Annotated in this window: 16 protein-coding genes; 9 read left to right on the top strand and 7 right to left on the bottom strand. The window is 45.4% G+C overall.

The window, feature by feature from the left end; all coding sequences use genetic code 11:
* Positions 1-180 precede the first annotated feature (180 nt).
* Positions 181-2250 (top strand): TonB-dependent siderophore receptor, encoded by a 2070-nt coding sequence (locus tag GTW09_RS11385; RefSeq protein WP_239059366.1) that lies wholly within the window; start codon positions 181-183, stop codon positions 2248-2250.
* Positions 2251-2311: 61 nt separating this feature from the next.
* A complete protein-coding gene (locus tag GTW09_RS11380; protein WP_163111982.1) occupies positions 2312-3421 on the top strand; it encodes a PepSY-associated TM helix domain-containing protein in 1110 nt (369 codons plus the stop codon).
* A gap of 15 nt (positions 3422-3436) precedes the next feature.
* Here GTW09_RS11380 and GTW09_RS11375 read toward each other — a convergent pair whose 3' ends face one another.
* Positions 3437-4168, bottom strand: a complete 732-nt coding sequence (locus tag GTW09_RS11375) for a hypothetical protein (protein ID WP_163111981.1) — start codon at positions 4166-4168, stop codon at positions 3437-3439.
* A gap of 278 nt (positions 4169-4446) precedes the next feature.
* On the opposite strand from GTW09_RS11375, the gene GTW09_RS11370 reads away from it, so the two are divergent.
* The 4 genes from GTW09_RS11370 (at position 4447) to GTW09_RS17815 (ending at position 6762) form a co-directional block, all read left to right on the top strand.
* On the top strand, positions 4447-5592 hold the full coding sequence (locus GTW09_RS11370) for a sensor histidine kinase (RefSeq protein ID WP_163111980.1): 1146 nt from the start codon (positions 4447-4449) through the stop codon (positions 5590-5592).
* A gap of 20 nt (positions 5593-5612) precedes the next feature.
* Entirely contained in the window at positions 5613-6263 is a 651-nt protein-coding gene (locus GTW09_RS11365; RefSeq protein WP_163112034.1) for a response regulator, read from the top strand.
* A gap of 69 nt (positions 6264-6332) precedes the next feature.
* A complete protein-coding gene (locus GTW09_RS11360) occupies positions 6333-6581 on the top strand; it encodes a type II toxin-antitoxin system Phd/YefM family antitoxin (protein ID WP_163111979.1) in 249 nt (82 codons plus the stop codon).
* A gap of 1 nt (position 6582) precedes the next feature.
* Complete coding sequence (locus GTW09_RS17815; RefSeq protein ID WP_163111978.1) at positions 6583-6762, top strand: type II toxin-antitoxin system RelE/ParE family toxin; 180 nt, start codon at positions 6583-6585, stop codon at positions 6760-6762.
* A 150-nt stretch (positions 6763-6912) separates the two neighbouring features.
* Here GTW09_RS17815 and GTW09_RS11350 read toward each other — a convergent pair whose 3' ends face one another.
* The 6 genes from GTW09_RS11350 to GTW09_RS11325 form a co-directional block, all read right to left on the bottom strand.
* Positions 6913-7275, bottom strand: coding sequence for a hypothetical protein (locus GTW09_RS11350; RefSeq protein WP_239059358.1), 363 nt, complete (start codon positions 7273-7275; stop codon positions 6913-6915).
* Between the two features lie 49 nt (positions 7276-7324).
* Positions 7325-8593 (bottom strand): sulfite oxidase, encoded by a 1269-nt coding sequence (locus tag GTW09_RS11345; protein WP_420809552.1) that lies wholly within the window; start codon positions 8591-8593, stop codon positions 7325-7327.
* A 108-nt stretch (positions 8594-8701) separates the two neighbouring features.
* Positions 8702-9706: a YeiH family protein gene (locus tag GTW09_RS11340; RefSeq protein ID WP_163111976.1), complete on the bottom strand. Its 1005-nt coding sequence runs from the start codon at positions 9704-9706 to the stop codon at positions 8702-8704.
* A 5-nt stretch (positions 9707-9711) separates the two neighbouring features.
* Positions 9712-10719 carry a TauD/TfdA family dioxygenase gene (locus GTW09_RS11335; protein ID WP_083595145.1) on the bottom strand — a complete coding sequence of 336 codons (1008 nt, stop codon included), beginning with the start codon at positions 10717-10719 and terminating at the stop codon, positions 9712-9714.
* 9 nt (positions 10720-10728) lie between these two features.
* Positions 10729-11682 (bottom strand): aldo/keto reductase, encoded by a 954-nt coding sequence (locus GTW09_RS11330; protein ID WP_083595147.1) that lies wholly within the window; start codon positions 11680-11682, stop codon positions 10729-10731.
* A 216-nt stretch (positions 11683-11898) separates the two neighbouring features.
* Positions 11899-12648 carry a GntR family transcriptional regulator gene (locus GTW09_RS11325; protein WP_163111975.1) on the bottom strand — a complete coding sequence of 250 codons (750 nt, stop codon included), beginning with the start codon at positions 12646-12648 and terminating at the stop codon, positions 11899-11901.
* Between the two features lie 241 nt (positions 12649-12889).
* Between GTW09_RS11325 and GTW09_RS11320 the strand changes: the two genes are divergently transcribed.
* From GTW09_RS11320 to GTW09_RS11310, 3 genes are all read left to right on the top strand, one after another.
* Entirely contained in the window at positions 12890-14959 is a 2070-nt protein-coding gene (locus GTW09_RS11320) for a glycoside hydrolase family 31 protein (RefSeq protein WP_163111974.1), read from the top strand.
* A 16-nt stretch (positions 14960-14975) separates the two neighbouring features.
* Positions 14976-16700, top strand: coding sequence for a solute:sodium symporter family transporter (locus GTW09_RS11315; RefSeq protein WP_071978229.1), 1725 nt, complete (start codon positions 14976-14978; stop codon positions 16698-16700).
* A 314-nt stretch (positions 16701-17014) separates the two neighbouring features.
* Complete coding sequence (locus GTW09_RS11310) at positions 17015-19396, top strand: TonB-dependent receptor (RefSeq protein ID WP_163111973.1); 2382 nt, start codon at positions 17015-17017, stop codon at positions 19394-19396.
* The last annotated feature ends 47 nt before the right edge of the window (positions 19397-19443 follow it).

The raw sequence follows: 19443 nt of genomic DNA, 5'->3' as shown, positions 1-19443 counted from the left end.
CTGTGGCGATGTGTAAAATCTTGCGACCATAAATAACCGAACAACAAAAAGTGTGTACTTATGAAATGGTCAATCCTTACCTTGGCAATTGCTTCTGCAATGAGTTATTCCGCAACCGCAAATACAAGTGCTGAAGCAGACAGCTCTGAAGTGAGCGGCTCTGAAATAAACAGCACTGAAATGAATGGCTCTGATATCGACAGCTCTGAAATAGAAAATATTGAAGTAAGAGGCTCTTACATTGAAGGGTATGGCGCGCACAAGGCCAGCGGTGCGTCGCGTATTAACTTGCCCATTAAAGACATTCCTCAGTCGGTATCGGTTATTACCAGTGCGCAGTTCGACGACTATCAGCTAAATGGCATTAACGATGTGCTCGATACCGCCACCGGCGTTAACGTGCAGCGAGTAGAGACCAGCCGTACCTATTACAGTGCACGTGGTTTCGACATTAACAATTTCCAAATTGATGGTATTGGTCTGCCGCTTATTCGAGGCAACAACCACGGCGATGAAGACTCGGCCATTTACGATCGCATTGAAATTATTCGTGGTGCAAACGGGCTAATGACCGGCGTGGGCAACCCGTCTGCTACGGTTAACTTTATTCGTAAGCGCCCAGGCATGCAAAATGGCCTAACCGTACAAGGCTTAGTGGGCAGCTGGGACAACCGCCGTATTGAAGTAGACGGTACGTATCGCGTAAATGAAGATTTTGGTATTCGCGGCGTGGCGGTATCTCAGTCGCAAGAGTCTTATCTAGACCGTTACGAGCAAGAGCGCCAAGTGGCGTACTTGTTCGCAGAGTACAATATTTCAGATAGCACCACGTTCTCGGTAAGTCACTCGTATCACACCAACAATGCCGACGGTAATAACTGGGGCGCTAACCCGCTGTTTTATTCCGACGGTACAGCCACCAATTTTGATGTGTCTACCAGCACCTCAGCCGATTGGTCGTATTGGGATGTTGAAAAGCACAATACCTTGGTAGAGCTAGATCATGTGTTTGCCAACAACTGGTACATGCGTGCAACTTACTCTCGTAAAGTGACCGATGAAGACTCTGAACTATTTTATGTATTTGGCACACCAAATCGCGAAACAGGTCTTGGCCTCACCGGTTATGCCAGCGAATATGATCACGATGAAGAAACCGATTTAATTGACGTGTATCTAACTGGTGATTTCAATCTTTTTGGGCGCTCGCACGAGTTTGTAGTAGGGGTAAACCATGCCTCTATGACCTTTGAAGATATGTCTTTGTACGATTTCACAACGGGCAATGGCTTCCCTGCAATGCCGCCGCTTGAAACATGGGATGGCAATGCACCCATTCCTACCCTTGTAGATGGGCTAACGGGCGCCGATGTTGATACCGAGCAGTCGGCAGTGTATTTCACTACGCGCTTTAGCTTAACCGATGATTTGCACGTTACCGCGGGCGGCCGCCAGAACAGATGGGATACCAGCGGCATGTCTTACGATGTTGCACAAGACGCTGAAGACAGCGAATTTATCCCTTATGTTGGCGTGGTGTATGCGCTAAACGATTCCATTTCAGCCTATGCCAGCTACACAGAAACCTTCTTGTCTCAAACCGAGCTAGACATAAACAACAATACCCTGGCACCTATTGTGGGCGAGAGTAAAGAAGTGGGCTTTAAAAGCGAGTTTTTTGAAGACCGCCTAATTGCTACAGTGGCTTACTTCGACATTGTGCAAGAGAACTTAGCTATACCCGACCCAGCAACAGCCAACCTACCGCCAGGCGAACAGCGTTTTGTTGGCGCTACCGGTATAGAGTCTAGCGGTTATGAATTTGAAGTGGCCGGCGAGCTATTACCAGGCCTACAAACCAGCATTGGTTATACCGATTTCACCATTGATGGTAACGAGCTGGTGGCCGACTACACGCCAGAGCGACTGCTTAAGTTTGCTGCAACCTACACGCCTGCAAGTTTCGACAAACTGTCTGTAGGTGTGAATGCGCGCTGGCAAGACGACACGTCGCGAGTACAGGGCGTTGTGGGTGAAGGGTTCGCAAACGCAGGCGACACCATTGTTACGCGCCAAGATGCCTATGCCATTATCGATTTAATGGCCAGATATCGTGTGTCTGATAACTTTTCTGTTGCCTTAAATGCCAACAACGTAACTGATGAAAAATACATTAATAGCTTGTACTGGGCCCAAGGTTTTTACGGTGCGCCAGCAAGTTATATGTTAAGCGCAACCTGGTCGCTGTAACGGCATAACGGTTTACCGTGTGCCTCGTTTGGGGCACATGGGCTAAAGATGGAAGGTAAACATGCGCAAAACTCTGTTTAAGTGGCATTCAATAACGGCACTCATTGCAATGGTGCCGCTTTTTGTTATTTCGATTACCGGTAGCATACTGGTATTTAAACCTGAAATTGATACGTGGTTAATGCCCTCGCACATGAGCGTGCAGGCAGCAGAAGGCCAGCCTCGTGAAAACTTAAATCAGTTAATTAGCAAAGTAGAAGCCACCCATCCCGATTATGTATTGGGAAGTTGGGAGCTATTTGATAACAAGCAGCGCAGCGACGCGGCGTACCTTATTAGCAAGTCTGAGGGCGAATGGTACAAGCTGTATGTCGACCAGTATTCGGCCACGCTGTTATCTACTCCTGTGCCTGTTACTCATGATATTACCGACTGGTTACTGTCGCTGCATTACACCTTTTTGCTGGGCGTGATAGGCACATCCTTCGGGTTTGTGTTTTCTCTTATGCTGCTAGTGCTTAGCGTGACAGGCATAATATTGCATCGCAAGTTTTGGACTAAGCTATTCACTCTGCGCTTGCATGCGGCTAAGCGCATCTTTTTTAGCGATGTGCATAAGCTAATAGGCATATTATCTTCACCGGTGCTGCTTATTTTGGCGTTTACCGGGGGCTATTGGAATGCCTCTGAAGTGATACATGAAACCTTAGAGCATGGCGACGAACACGCCTATGTTACCGAGGCCATTTACAGCCCAAATCTCGATTTTCAGCAGCTGGTTTATGGGTCGTCTAAGGCTATTGAAGGTCACCGGCCTACTTATCTTACATTTCCCTACGAGCCTGAAGCGCACATCAATGTATTTGGCGAGGTGCCTAACAAGCCGTACCTTTCAAGCGAATATTCCTCGGTGGTTACCTATAACCGCGACTCAGGTGAGGTATTGGCCACATTTGATGTAAGAGAAGAGTCGGGCTGGGCGGTATTTGTTGATATGTTTAGAAAGCTGCACTTTGGGTACTTTGCAGGGTTACCTAGTAAAATACTGTGGTGTGTGTTGGGTTTAAGCCCTGTCTTGCTTGCGCTGACAGGACTGTATTTTTACCTGTTTAGGAAATCGCCTAAAAAGCCTCGGCGTAGGGTTGTAGCCCATTCGCCTGTGAAAAGCTAGCGCCGCTAAATGAGATCACGTTCGCCGCGTATTTTCTGCAGTGCTTGTTCTGTACTGCCGTGATAGGCGGCTTATCGCTATGCCACCTATCAGTCCTGGCAAAACCCAGAATGCATACTGCCATGCGCCAATATCGCTAAATAAGGTGCGCCCGCCAAATGCTGCAAACGCAGTATACGCGGCAATGCCAGACCCGATATAGCCGCCAAGATGCTCTACCAACCAAGCTTTGGGCGCTACTTGCTTGGCAAAAATAAAGCGAAGCTGACCAATACTAATTGAAAGCCCCAGCGGAGCAAAAATGAGCATGAGAATATGCTGATTCATAACGCCGATAACTCCGATATATAGGCTTGTAGCGGTTAGTAGTACCGCTGGTGCAGTACGGCTAAAACAGCGAAGCGAACGGCGGCTTTGTTTAGCATCAAGCGCCCACTGTCCCATCATTACAGACGCGTGCATTTGCACCGCCAAATGCAGTAGAAAGATGGCAAAGCGCTGCAAGTTTGCCACGCCAGCTGGGTTATCGGCCAAATTAGGGTTAACGGCAACGGGTATAAATAGCCACACGCCAGCCAGCACTGCGCCGCTGGCAATGGTCCACAGCATTGCGCGGCGATAATGCGCGCCAAACTTTTTGTGGTTAAACGCGCCTTTACGAGCGGTAACCGGTACCCAAAAAAGCACCAGAGCAATAGCGCCGGCTAGTATGTGGCTATATAAAATAGCTTGGTATGAATAGCTCATCTAAAATCTCCAATTGTTCTGGTAAAAATCACAGCCTGTATAAGTGCCTGCCTTGATAACGCCCTAGTACTAGTAAAATTCGCCGCTTATAAGTGACTGTCCTAATAAGTGACTGTCTTAATAAGTGCTCGTTTAAAAGTGACTGTCTCAATAAGCGAGGGCGGTGTATTGAGAAGTGTATCTAGAAGGAAACGGGATCATCAGTGGCGAAAGTCACGATGTGAAAAATGACTTTTGGCCTATTCCAAAAAACGCGTTATTAGCCAATACTGAGCCTTATGAAACTATCTCAATTACGTATTGCTTCCGAACAAAGTGGAGCGCTCATTACTATCTTGGTTGTGGCTGCAACCAATGCTTGGTTACTTATAGGTTCCGAAAGGACTAGCACAACAAACATCGTTGCGATTATGTTGTGCTTTGTTCTGTTCAGCTTTGGCTTTTTGCTGATTACTCAAGACAAGCCTTTTGGGAAAAGTGAAGTAATTCGCAGCGTATTAGTGGGCATTGAATACGCGCTTGTTTTGGTACTTTTTGCTTTAAGCCCAATGACCTTTAACGCTATTTTGCTGGTAATTTGGTCTGCGCTACTACCTTATTTTATGCCGTTTAAACGGGCACTTTTACTGTCGCCAATTTGGTCAGCTGTACCGTGGCTGGTGTATAGCTGGGTATGGCAGGCTAATAGCAGTTTGTGGATAAACGCACTGCTATTTTGGACATTCAATTTGTTTGCCTTGGTAATGATGGAAAGCCGAAAAAACGCGGAACGACAAACCGAACGAGCGGAAGAGGCGAATAGAGAGCTACGGGCGTTACAAGATTTGATGCAGCAAGCTAGCCGAAAGGATGAACGCACCCGCATTGCTCGCGATATTCATGACTTGGTGGGGCATCATTTAACGGGGTTGTCGCTGCATTTACAGGTGGCGTCTCGCACAGCGTCGCCTGATCAGCGCCAAACTATCGACCAGTGCTTAAGCATTGCCAAGCTGCTGCTTGCAGATGTTCGCGAGGCGGTATCAGACATGCGTGAATTTAATCAGCTTGATTTACTGCAAGCCCTTGATGCGCTTACCGAGCCTTTAAAAAATAAGATTCGGGTAGAGGTTGATTGCCAAACTGATATCAGCAATTTAACGCTGCTTCAGGCCACTAATTTGCTGCGCTGTATTCAAGAAAGTCTTACTAACACTATGCGCCACAGTAAAGCCGACGAGCTGGTGATTAGCATTTATAAAAAATCCGACCAATTATGCATAGATATAAAGGACAATGGCGCTAGCGCTAATTCTAATAATGTTATTCAGGGAAATGGCCTCAAAGGTATTCAAGAACGCATTAGCGAGTTAAATGGCAGTGCAACGTTTATCAACAGCGGTGAAGGTTTTCATACCTTGCTTACATTGTCGGAGGCGAAATGATGAGTACCGCCGGAGGCGCAATGATTAAGGTATTGGTAGTAGACGACCAGCAACTATTACGACAGGGGTTATGCAGCCTGCTGGGCCTTTCTGACAAAGTAGAAGTGGTGGGCCAATCTAACGACGGACTCGAGGCCATGAAGTGGTTACAAAACAACCCCGGCTGCGCTGATGTTATGCTGTTGGATATTCGCATGCCGCGCATGACAGGCATAGAGTTACTTAATGCGCTTAAACAAGCCAATGCGCTTATTCCAACCATTATGCTTACCACCTTTGACGATCATGAAAACCTAATGGGCGCGTTACGCGCTGGCGCAAAAGGGTATTTGTTAAAAGACGTGTCGCTAGAAACGCTAGCAGAAGGCATAGAGGCAGTTTATGCCGGTGAATCACTTATTCAGCCTGCCATTACCACTACGCTGATTAATAGCCTGCAAGGGCTAAACACTGAAACGGAAGAGCCCGAACAGGTAGAGCCTCTATCGAGCAAAGAGAAAGAAATTTTGCGCTTAATGGCTTCTGGCTGCAGCAATCGAGAAATAGCGGCAGCGCTTTATAAATCGGAAGGCACAGTAAAAAACCAAGTGTCGACTATTTTAGCCAAGCTGGGCGCGCGCGACCGCACTCGTGCCGTACTTCGGGCGGTAGAGCTCGGTATTATTGGTTAGTGCTAATTGCGCTATCGCGTATTTTAGCTAAAATAGCTAAAGTAATTAAGGGCAATGAGTGGTTTTCGTATGAAGTCAGTTTCGGCGACAGAAGCAAAGAATAATTTTGGTGAGCTACTACTTGGAGCTCAGGCTAGTCCTATCTCTATAACGCGAAACGGAAAAGAGCAGGGAGTTTTAATGTCAGCAAACGATTATGCTTTACTCAAGAAAAAGGCGATGCAAGCTGCTGTAAATGAGGGGATTAGCAGTGGTTCGGCGGGAGAGCTGGATATTGAATATATTAAGCAAAGTGGCAGAGAGCTATTAGGTAAGTAGCTTGAAAACAATACAAACTAATGCAGCAAGGACAGATTTGATTGAAATCTGGCTTTATGGCGCAGAAAATTGGGGAATAGAGTGTGCAGACGAATACTTGGATGAACTAGGTAGTTTCATAAAAAGCTTGTGTAATTTTCCCGATAAATATCGCCTACAAAAAATTATGTACCGCCAGTGAGAATTGGCTTGTATAGGAGTCACTTGGTCACCTATACCAATGAGATTGATACAATCTCGATAATTCGTGTCCTTCACAAGACTATGGATGTTCCAGGTCAATTAGATTAAAAACAGGTCTGTCGATACGTTGACTTACTCTCAAGGTGAGTTACTTTTCCGGCATAAGGTGAGGGGCAAGCAGCGGTCGTCTTGCTGATTCTTTTGGCCCATACCACTTCGCCAAATAATCTAAAATAATCGGCTCGGCGTCACCTAACGGCCACAATTTTTGTGTGTCTTGCATCCACCTGATAGTTTCTAACCAACGTTTTTTACTCATGGCGTTTTGCGTAATAAGCGAGGTTGAATGGCATGCGCTACAATGGGCTAAAACTAGATTTGAGCCTTCAGCTATTACTAAACCCGACCGAGGATCTGTTGCAGGTTCGGCTACCGCTGATCTACTTGCAAAAATGACGGTAAGCCCGGTTACGCAAAGCGCAATACAAATTGTACGTAACGCTAAAGACATAGCAGAGCTCCTGTGATTGGTAGGTTTGTATCTTCTACATCATTCATCTTTACGCTACCACTTTTACAGCAATGCGATGGCATGCATTGTTCAAATAACCTTTTGGATTCCAACCAGGTAGCACCATGGGTTGGGCTTTACCTGTTTCATCTACCGCTTTTGCCCATATTTCATAGTAGCCTTTTTGAGGGAATGAAATATTAGAGGTGAAATGTTGCCAAGCATGTCTGTTTACTGGACGAGATAGCTCGGCTCGTTGCCAAGTTTGGCCAAAGTCGATAGAGGTAAACATCTCTTTTACGTTTGTTGAACCGCACCACGCGTGCCCCCTTACCGTCAAAGGTTTTGAGAGCTTTTGTTCTACGCCCGACTTAGGGTAGGTGATAAGCGACTTTACCGGCATAGCTTCAATAATACACATTTCGTTGTCGGGAACGCTGGCTCCTGGTGCCACAGGCTCGCACGGAACACGGTAGGCTTTACCTAGCATTTTTGCGCCATCGTGTACTTGGTTTCGAATAACAATTTTGCTTAGCCACTTGCCGCTTGTGGAAGCAGGCCAGCCACCAAACACCAAGCGTAACGGAAAACCATTCATAACGGGTAACGGCTCTCCGTTCATTTTCCACGCAATAAGCGACTCATCTTCCATGGCTTTACTAATAGGAACGCCTCGCGAAATTGCGGCTTTGCCGGGCGTTCTGCTTAAATGCTGATCGTTGCCATAGTAACCAATATATACGGCGTCATCTTTTACGCCCACGGCTTGCAATACGTCTTTTAGCCGAACGCCCGTCCATTTTGGGCAGCCTACTGCGCCGGTGGTCCACTGATTCCCCGTGGCAGCTGGAGAAAACTCAGCCCTGCCGTTACCGCCGCACTCTAACGTGAGTTGGTAGGTGTAATGTTTAAAGCGTTGTTTTAACTCATTGAGGGTGAATGTTATTGATTGTTTAGCGGATTCACCTTCTATGGTGAGTGTCCAGGTATCTGGGTTTGGCGCGGTTGGCACAATACCGTTGTTACGCACGAAAAGACGGTTTGCCGGTGTAACCTTGTCATCAAGCAGGTGCGCAGGCGTTTCCGCATTTACTGGACGGTCGTTTAATACGATCAATCCGTCTTTACCTTCTATTTTAAAAGGGGTGTCCGATTGTGCGAAAGCAGCGGGAATAAGCCCTGCCGGCATGAACTGACCGTAAACCACTTCGGCGCCAAGCAGTACCGACAGGGTTTTTAACCCAGATAAAAAGCCTCGACGGCTCAGTGGGTTACTGGTTCTGCCAAATACGGTGTGGTCTGCTTTTTCAGCATTGATGGCGTAAAGTTCATGAAGGCCGCGTTTTTTCACTGCTTTTACCTTTTAAAATTACAGACGTTTTGTTTGGTTTGTATCGCTGCGCTACTGCCTATCTAAACAGGCGAATTATAGAAAGTACAAGTAGCCCAAAATGAGTAACGCTATCCAAATGGTTTCGGCTAATATCATCATTATGGGTAAAGCGCCTACTTCGGCAAGCTTACCCAAGTTAGACTTCATGCCAATAGCGGTGATCGACACAACTAAAAAGAAACGCGATACTTGGGACCCTGTTTCAACAATGTAGTCGGGTAACGTAACAAAGCTATTGAGTAGCATCATGGTAATAAAGCCCACTAAAAACAGCGGGACTTTAGGCACGTCGCCTTCGTCTAACTGCTGATTTGCTGTGTAAAAACGTTTTATAATCAGCATCATAATAAGCACCACGGGCATGAGCATGGCCACGCGCACAAGTTTGGTTAATGTGGCCATATCTCCAGCTTCTTCCGAAACTGAATACCCTGCGCCCACAACCTGTGCTACATCGTGAATGGTTCCACCTAAAAATATTCCTGCATCTACATTGTTCATGTTTACTTGTGCAGCAATGATAGGATATACAATCATCGCGATAGTCGACATGGCAGTAACGCCAATAACAGTTAGCAGGGTGTCTCGTTCGTGGTTCTCCCCTTTGGGCAGAATTGTTGAAATAGCCAGTGCGGCCGATGCCCCGCAAATGGCTACCGAACCACCAGTAAGTGCGCCAAAGCGCTTTTGCAAACCAAAGGCTTTAGCAAGAAAAACGCCCAGCACTATGGTGGTAAATATAGCGCCAGCCAGCATGAATGCTGTTTGCCAACCCAGCACTACTAAATCGCCAAGTGCAACCCGTAGGCCTAGAAGGACCACTCCCGCTCGCAGTAATGTGCTTGCGGTAAAATCGATACCGCAAGCACAGGGAGCGTCTTCTTGATACAAAAATGACACCGCCATACCAAGCAGTAGAGCAAATAACATAGCAGGTGCGTTGTAATGTTCACTGAGAAAAAGCGCTGCCATTCCGGTAATGGTAGCAATGCCTAAGCCCGGCCAAATATTTTTACACTTAACTGCTATGTCATTCATGTTAATTACCGATCAGAAGCCACGAGTGCTACTAGCACTACACGTTTTCTGTCGCCCCCGTAAGGACGGCGGCCGTGCATTGTTCGGTAATTATCGACAATAGCCACATCACCATCTTGCCACTCAAGGTCGAAGGTAAAGGTTTCCGCTAGCTCTGAGATACGCTCTAAACCCTCTTTAGGTATAGGTGTACCATCACCAAAGGTAATAGCTGAAGATGGGTTTTCTTTTACGCCCTTCCAGCCTTTATAAGCAGCGATAAGCTGGTTATAGAAAACTTCCGCGCCGTCGCCAAGCTCAACAACAGCTGGTAAAACAGGCGTTATAGCCTTTAAACTACCATCGTCGAGCCACTCCCATGAATAACCCAATTCACTCAGCTTGGTCTCTGCCTCTTCCACTGTTTCAACACTTAGTGTGCTTTTCCAGCTTCTGCCTTGGCCTGAATTGGCATCGTCTGCGGCCGGCATGGCAGTGGTATATTTCAGACCTTTCTCTTTAAAGTCGTTAGCAAGACTTGGGTCTTCGGCTTTCAATGCTTCAAACAACTTATCAGAGCGGCATAGCGGAGTCGCTCCACCTTCGTCAGCAGCAGACTGACAAAAGAAGAATACCTTACTAGGTGAAATTGGTGTTTGCGCCATTTCATGGTGTAGAAATATTTCTATGTCTTTAGGCGCCTCGTTGGCGGTGAAAACCCGTTCGGTAAAGTTAATTCTTACTGCGTTAGATAACGATTCTTGATAAGTAAAATTAGGATAGCCAAAGCCGGCCGAAAAGACGTCGAAGGCCTCTGCCGAATCGAGTGGAAAGCCGCGAAACAATAGGGAACCAGTATCGGCCAACTTAGCCTCTAGTTCAGCCTGATTAGCCCTTACAAACTCTACGGTATCTGCAACTGTTTTGCATCCAGTGCTATTTACAACAATAGCCGGAAATTCTTCACCGTTGTATGTGTGCTGGGTTGCTATGTTGGCATACTCAACACTGGAGGTCTCATTAACGCTTTTCATTTTTAGCTCCTAGTCGTAAATAGGGTGGAAACGGTTAAAGGCTGCTTCGCAGAAGTGTCCAGGATCATTAAAGCGTCGGTTCATATTTAGCGCAGATATAGCCTGCATTTCTTCATCGGTTAGGTTGAAGTCGAAAAGAGCAATATTCTCTTTCATACGCTCAACTTTTGACGTTTTAGGGATAATGGCGTTACCGCGTTGAATACCCCAACGCAGCACTATTTGAGCGGGGGTTTTATTATGGGCCTGTGCAGCTGCTATCACTACGCTTTGCTCTAGCACAGACTCTGTCTTATCTGCCATTTCTAGTTCTAGGTAAGAGAGGGCACCAAGAGGAGAGAAGGCTGTGACCGCTAGCCCATAATCTTTTGCCAGTCTTATTAACCTTTCTTGTGTAAGGTAGGGGTGAGATTCTATTTGCAGCATGGAAGGTTTCACGCGTGCGTAGCTCATTAGGTCGTGAATGAGGCCGGTGTTGTAATTACACACACCAATCTGTTTTACTTTGCCTTCATCAACCAACTCTTCCATTGCAGCCCAAGTTTTGTATAGCGGGATAGGCGCTAATTCCATTTTTGGTTCTGAGGCTTCTGGGTCGTAAAACCACTCTGGAGGATAGCGAGTTTCAATGGGAACAAACTTCTGAGCTATCGGGAAATGGATAAGATATAAATCTAGATAGTCGAGCTGTAAATCACTCAGTGTTTTATCTAGCGCAAGTGATACGTGTTCTGGCGCATGAAAGGTGTTCCACAGTTTCGACGTGATCCACAACTCTTCCCGTTTACAGATACCTTCAGAAATGGCGCGCGCTATTCCCTCACCAACTTCTTTCTCATTGCCGTAATCTGTAGCGCAATCTAAGTGACGATATCCTGCTTTGATAGCCTCGTAGGTAGTGTCTGCACATATGGCAGTGTCTACTTTCCAAAAGCCAAACCCTACCTCTGGTATTTTATCCATCGCGTTATTCACCCTTCATTATTAAATAATGTCGCTAGTATGCTTAATTCAAACATTAGTCTTGTATAAGACATAAGTTATTATACAGGTAGGGTTAAGTCAACAATCTGTTAACAAAGTTAATGGAGTAAGGTAGGTTTTAGGGCTGGTAAGAGGAGCTTTATAAATTGGAAAGTCAATTTTGGTAGAGAAAGTGGATACTAAATCATTCTAAGGCTAATCTAGTTCCACCTGATAATGATAATGGTCGGTACGACATTTACTCTCGCGGTATTCTATTAATTTACCTTCTATCGACTCTGTTATTCGCGTGACAAGCAAAAGCGGTGTGCCCTCCTCTACGTGTAAGCTCTCAGCATCTTCTTTAGACGCTAAAATAGCCTTTATGCTGTCGCGGGTTTTAAACACCGTTAAGTTATAGTCGGTTTGATAAAAGTGATACAGCGTGTGCGGAATGTCTTCGCGGTTGTTTATGCCGGTAAACATCTTGGCTGGTAAAAAGATGGTTTCCAGCATACAGAATTCGTTATCGAGTATACGTCTGCGCTTTAATTTAATTACCTTGTCTTTAGCAGTAATAGAAAGGGCCTGCTGAACGGCATTGGTAGGTGAAATACGTTCTTTACTTAACAATTCTGCCTTTGGAAGGTCGGCTCCTTTGCCATCAGCTTGAAGAGGAAAAAAGCGAAATAGAGCGTCTTGCGCTGTGTGTTCCGAAACAAACGTACCTACGCCTTGTCGCCTTGTGACTATTTTGGTGTCTGTGAGTAGTGTGAGCGCTTTTCGCACCGTTCCCTGGCTTACATTAAATTCGTCGGCCAGTTTAAATTCACTAGGAAGCATTTCGCCAGGCTGCCATCTGCGTTCAACAATGAGCTGCTTAATATATTCGCCAACTTGCTGATAAAGAGGCTGAAAGGCAAGGCTAGGCCCGCCGAGCTTATGGTCAAATTGAGAGGAAGACATAAATCCGAAACCTAATGACTATTTTTCTTTTGTTATATCACACACAAGATGTATAGCGTACTTTTTACTGTATTTGTACTTTTATTGAGAAGATTGCTTGCTCGGCATTAGTTCAATTGATTTCCCTTTGAGGGTTTTGCCTGTTAGTTTACGTTTCGTTATAAAGAGAAAATGCTGATTGACACCATAGTTACATTTCATTAACTTATGTCTTATACAAGACATGTAGAGTAGTGATGAAATGAGTAACGCTTTTAGTGTAATTGAGCCAGATTGGAACGCCATTGACCCGGCAGAAATTGTCCAACCACCACACCTTGAGAGTGACGAAATTCTCATTGTACCTACTCAGCTAGGCGAACTTAGAATGTCCATAAGTAATTATGGGTTAAGAATTCAAAGTGCTGATGATAATCAAGCGGCCTACGGCATGCTCACTGCCACACCAAAAAATGAATCACTGACACTCTCTGGTGATAATGATAAATACTGTGTGACTGGTGGCCAGTATCGCTTGGAGTTATGCACTTCACCTCTGCATTTCAAGCTTTATAAGGGCGAAACCTTGGTGCAGCAAAGTGCAACAGATGGACATTTTGTTCGCCAGCATCGCTTACCGCCTTTTGCAAAAACAGATGCTGGCTGGTTGATTAGCTTAGAACTCGGATATGATGAGGCCGTATATGGGCTGGGCGAAAAGTGGGCGAAGCTAGATAAGCGAGGTCAATTAATTCGGTCATACAATCACGATGCGTTGGGTGTTAATGCGGAAAAATCTTACAAGAATACGCCTTATGCGTGGAGTCCCGATGGCTGGAACTTATTTGTACATACTACATCGCCTGTCACTCACGGAGTAGGTTATGCGCTTTGGTCTCAGCGCGCTTATGTATGTTTAGTCGAAGACTCGCTGCTAGATATGTTTCTCTATCATGAAGATACTCCAGCAAACAGCATTCACACCTACAGTCAGCTTACCGGCTTCGCACCAACACCACCAACTTGGAGCTTGGGCGTCATTCTTTCAAAGGCGTATTACAAAGACGCAGAAGAGCTTTTAGCGGTAGCGCGAGAGGTTCGTGAAAAGGAAATGCCCTGCGACGTGATTACTCTCGACGGCAGAGCGTGGCAAGACACAGATACGCGCTTTGCATTTGAGTGGGACCCGTCACGCTATGCCGATCCGAAACCCGTTATTGATAAGTTAAAGGCGTTAGGGTTTAAAATTTGTGTATGGGAATACCCAATGATTTCAGTGAAGAACCCTTTGTTTAAAAAGGCCGCTGAAAAAGGTTGGTTAATTAAAGACAAGCGCACAGGCAAAGCCTATCGCTACGAATGGGACCTAAGCCCGTTTGGTGAAGTGCTCACCCCACTGCCAGATTCGGGTATTCTCGATTTTACCCACCCAGAAGCCTACGAATTTTGGAGGGAGTCGCATAAGCCTCTCTTCGATTTAGGCATAGATATGATAAAAGCCGACTTTGGTGAGCAGTTAGAAGATGACAATATGCTCTCGTACAGCGGTGACTCCGGAAATCGCCTGCACAATGTTTATAGCATGCTCTATAACCGCTGTGTATATGAGGCAGCCGAAAAATACTGCAAAACAGGCCCATTTTTATTTAGCCGTTCTGCGTGGACAGGCAGTCAGCGTTATCCGTCACAGTGGGGAGGAGACCCGCAGGCCGATTGGCAAGGTTTAGCGGCCAGTATCCGTGGTAGTTTGTCTTGGGGACTGTCTGGTGGTCCTTTCTTTGCAACCGATATTGGCGGCTTTTATAAAGATACACGAGATGCAGAGTTGTATGTGCGTTGGACCCAAGCGTCTGTATTCAGCGCTCATATGCGGCTTCACGGTATAGGCCCTCGCGAACCGTGGTCTTATGGCGAGGCAGCCTCAGCTGCCGTATTCGAGGCAATAAAGCTAAGGTATCAACTTATCCCTTATCTACAAAAAGTGGCGAAACAGGCAACAGAAACAGGGCTACCGGTGCAACGTGCCATGGTACTCGCGTTTCCAGATGAACCGCTATCTCACAGTTTCGAACAGCAATTTATGTGTGGTGATGACTTGCTCGTTGTGCCATGCGTGGTGCCGGGTGGGAAGTTGAAATATTACCTCCCGAAAGGAGAGTGGGTGCGTTTCGGAAGCGAAGAAGTGGTAAGCGGCGGCGTCTATAGAGAAGAAACACTGGCGTTGAACGACATTGCAGTATTTGCGAAAAAAGGCAGTCGCATTGAATTAGGGCCTGATGTTCAGCATACCGACATGGATATGTCGAATGTAACCTTATGGCCTGCACAATAGCTGGCGAGGAGTAATAATGGATATCACCCTTACATTGTTGTCATGTATGGCGTTTATGCTTTTAGTGGCCGTCATTTCTTATATGAAAACAAAAGGCGAGGTGAATACTCAAGATGGTTACTTCCTCGCTGGTCGAGGACTAACCGGAACCTTTATTGCCGGCTCTATGATTTTAACCAATTTGTCTGCTGAACAGCTGATTGGGCTAAACGGTTCTGCTTTTGGCTATAACTTAAGTGCTATGGCGTGGGAAGTTACCGCGGGTGTTTCAACTATTATTATGGCCCTGGTATTTTTACCCCGCTACTTAGTAGGAGCATTTTCCACTTTACCAGAGTTTTTAAGAGATCGATTTGACGACAGTGTACGCCGAATGACTGTGGTGCTATTCATGGTGGGATACTCCTTGGTTACAATTCCTTCGGTACTTTATTCCGGCTCTATTGCTGTATTGCGGTTGTTCGATGTTCCGGGCCTGTTAAATTTGAGCTACGAAGCAAGTCTCGTATTAACGATTGTCGTTGTAGGTACTGTAGGTGCGCTTTACGCAATTTTTGGTGGTTTAAAAGCGGTGGCGGTGTCAGACACGATTAATGGTGTTGGCCTACTTATCGTTGGGTTACTGGTGCCAATACTTGGGCTTATAGCTTTAGGAGATGGCAGCTTTAGCGCCGGTTTGACTACTATTGCTACTACGGAAACTGAAAAGCTGAATGCAATAGGTGGGCCCGACGATCCCGTACCCTTCGGCACCATTTTTACCGGAATGATATTAGCTAACCTCTTCTATTGGGGCACCAACCAGTATGTTATCCAGCGTACGCTTGGGGCTAAAAATTTAGTAGAAGGTCAAAAAGGCGTGCTTTTTTCAGGATATTTCAAAGTACTAGTGCCCTTTATGATGATGCTTCCGGGTGTAATTGCATATCACCTATATCAAGATGAAAGCCTGCAAACTATCGATCTCGCCTATCCGCATTTAGTGAAAGATGTTCTACCACAATATCTGTCTGGCTTCTTTTTAGCCGTGCTTCTTGGTGCCGTGTTTAGTTCTTTTAATTCACTGCTTAACAGCGCAGCTACATTGTTTTGTTTAGACGTGTATAAGCCCTTTAAGAAAGACAATGTGAGCGATGAAAAGATAATTCGCGTTGCGAAAATTACCAGCTTGGTTATTGCGTTGCTGTCTTTTATTACCGCGCCGTTACTTATGCTAGCCCCTGACGGGTTGTGGCAAATAATTCGTATATTTACCGGCTTTTATAATATACCGGTTATCACAATTGTATTAGTGGGGCTATTTACAAGGCATGTCCCTGCATTAGCAGCAAAGGTGGCTATTATTTTCCATGTTATTGCATACGGGTTGCTAAAATTTGTGTGGGAGGTAGATATTAACTTCATTCATATTTACGCCATTTTATTTGTGATTGAACTGGCAATTATGCTGACCATTGGGCACATGTATCCAAGAAGCACCCCATGGCAGTTTACATTAAAAGCAGAAGTGAATATGACGCCATGGCGCTACGCTATTCCATGCGCCATTGTGCTCTTAAGCCTTATAGCAACGCTATATTTAATGTTCTCACCAATAGGCTTTGTGGGCGGTTTAAGTCAATCGTTTATCCCTATTTTAATTTCACTATGGGCAACATGCTTTATTGCCATTGGAATTAGTTTGAAATGGTGGCGAGCAAAGTATGTGCAAAGTCTTAAGCGCTTGGCAGTGGGCACGTAATTAATACGCAGAGACACATATATTGTCTCTGCTTATCCTCGCCATACTCAAAAACACATCAAAAAAATTAACATACCGTTTGCAAATGCATTTACAATTGTTTAACTTTATATCTCTTATATAAGACATCAGACATAAGATTTCTTCTATAAGACAATAATTAAAATGAAATGGCAATGTAGCCAATCATTAAAAAATAAAACACATGCTTCGGCCCTGCAGTTAACACGCCTTTCAATGTTTCGAAGTTGGATAAGTTCAACGTAAATAGTGAATGGCGAGAAGCATAAAAGGCGAATTCCTTGGAGAACAACATGAAAACAAGAAGGTCGATTGTTAGTCGAGCGGTAACGCTTGCAATGACATCAGGATTACTCTTCAGTGCACACGGCTATGCGCAAGACAATGAACAGGTTGAAGACGCTGTTGACGAAAAGTCACTCGAAAAAATTGTAGTAACGTCACAAAAGCGTGTGGAGAGTATTAGCGATATTCCTGTTGCCGTTTCAGTATTGCGCGAAGACCAAATTAATGCGGCCTTCGCTAATAATATTGAGGGCCTTCAGGCATTAGTGCCTTCTGTAAGCTTTCGAAAAGGAAATACAACGCGTAACTCGGCAATCACCGTTCGTGGTGTTGGTACTATATCTTTTAGTGTTGCTGCAGAACCAAGTGTATCAACCGTGGTAGATGGTGTTGTTCTTGGTCGTTCTGGTCAGGCATTTATGGATCTTTACGACCTTGAAAGAATTGAGGTTTTGCGTGGCCCTCAAGGTACCCTGTTCGGTAAAAATGCATCGGCCGGTGTAGTTAACATTACAACCAAACGTCCACGGGATGAGTTTGGTGGAATGCTAGAAGCTACGTTATTCCAAGGTAATGAATATCGTTTACGAGGCAGTATGCATGGTGCCTTGAATGAAGACGCCAGCGGCAGTATTACTGTTATGAAATCTGGCTTTGACGGCTACATTGAAAACGTTTTCAACAATGAAATGGTTAACGGTTACGACAGAGAAGGCGTGCGAGCTATGCTCGATTATCGTATTTCTGATGATACCGAAATGCTTTTCATATTTGAAAATATGAAGTCAAATGATGACTGCTGTGCAGATTTAGAGTTAACGCCAAGTGGTCGACATCAGTCTGAGGCATCGCCTGATAGCACTGGTGTAGGAGACTTAGATTTAAGCCAACGACAAGTAGATCACGATTTTGAAACACGCACCATCGACGAGCATACTGCTTTCTCAATGCAGTTTGACACGATGATAGGCGACCATCAGTTTACCTCTATTACCGCATATCGCGACTGGGCAAACACTGAATTCCGTGAGGGTGATTTTACCTCTACCGCTGGGGATGACCCGTTCCCTGTATTTGGAGTGCCATTTCAATTGCACGATATAGGTCCACAAGACTGGAACCAAGTGTCGCAGGAATTCCGTATTGCCTCTCCACTTGGGAACGCACTTGAGTATCAAGGTGGTGTGTTCTGGTGGCAACAAAAATCAAACCGTAGCTTTACGCGAGACGCAAGTTGCCAGAACAATAACGGGCAATTCCCTGCAGCAATTAGTGCTTATTTAAGCGACACGTTAGGCGTAGAAAACCCCAGTGAAGAACAAGTAAATCAGTTCATTGAAGATGAGTCTTTAAGTTGTTTGGCAAATGATATTGTAAGCGCCACAGCCTTTATGGAAACTGAGTTTCTAAATTACGCTGTATTTGCTGACGGTAAATACCACATTAACGACGATTTGCGCTTATTATTTGGTCTTCGTTACACGAAAGACGAAGTGAGCTTTTCTCACAATCGCCGCAGTAACGATGAGTATGCGAGGACCGGTGTGGGCGTTCGTGGTTTTGACACAGACTTTGATGGTGAAACCGACGAAACCGACTTGTCTGGTAAGCTTGGCGTGCAGTACGACATTAACGATAACAGCATGGCGTATTTTACCTTCTCGCAAGGTTACAAAGGTCCTGCGTTTAACGTGTTTTACAATATGTCGCCAAACGATACGCTCCCCATTGGCCCTGAAACCTCTGATGCCTATGAATTAGGATATAAATACGCTAGCCGTGACTTCGTTTTTAATGCGGCAGTATTCCGCACAGAAATTGACGGTTTCCAGGCTAATAACCCAGAATTGTTAGACGGTGTCTTCATTACTCGTTTAACCAATGCAGGGTCTATTATTACCGAAGGCGCGGAAGTTGACTTTATTTGGCAAGTGAGCGATCAATTTAGCTTGTTCGGTGGAATGGCTACCGTAGATGCTACCGTTGATGAGTTTAGATGCCCTGTAGGTTTAGATACATGCGATGGCAGATCAGGTGCCGACTTACCATTCTCACCAGATTTAAAATATTCTCTAAGCGGTGAATACGTTTGGGAGCTTAACGATATGGACGTTTACTTAAACGCATCTTACGTTTATACCGACGAAATATTTGCGGGTGGTCCAGGTACAACTGCCGAGACAAACCCTGAAGCATTGTTGCCAGATTATGGAATTGTAAACGCGAGCCTAGCGTTCTCGTTTAACGATGATGACGTTCGTATATCTTTAATTGGTAAAAACCTCACTGATGAGAGCTTTGTCACTACGTATAGCGGTGACAACTTCCGATATCAGATACCTCGCGATGCAGACAGATACTTTGGTATTCAAGCGCGCCTAAGATACTAGAATTGGCAATAAGTATAAGCCAGCGGTGATTTATTACCGCTGGCTTT

The sequence above is a fragment of the Alteromonas hispanica genome (assembly GCF_010500915.1).
Taxonomy (GTDB): domain Bacteria; phylum Pseudomonadota; class Gammaproteobacteria; order Enterobacterales; family Alteromonadaceae; genus Alteromonas; species Alteromonas hispanica.
The sequence above is the reverse complement of the archived record's forward strand: the minus strand, read 5'-3'. Positions and strand labels throughout refer to the sequence as shown.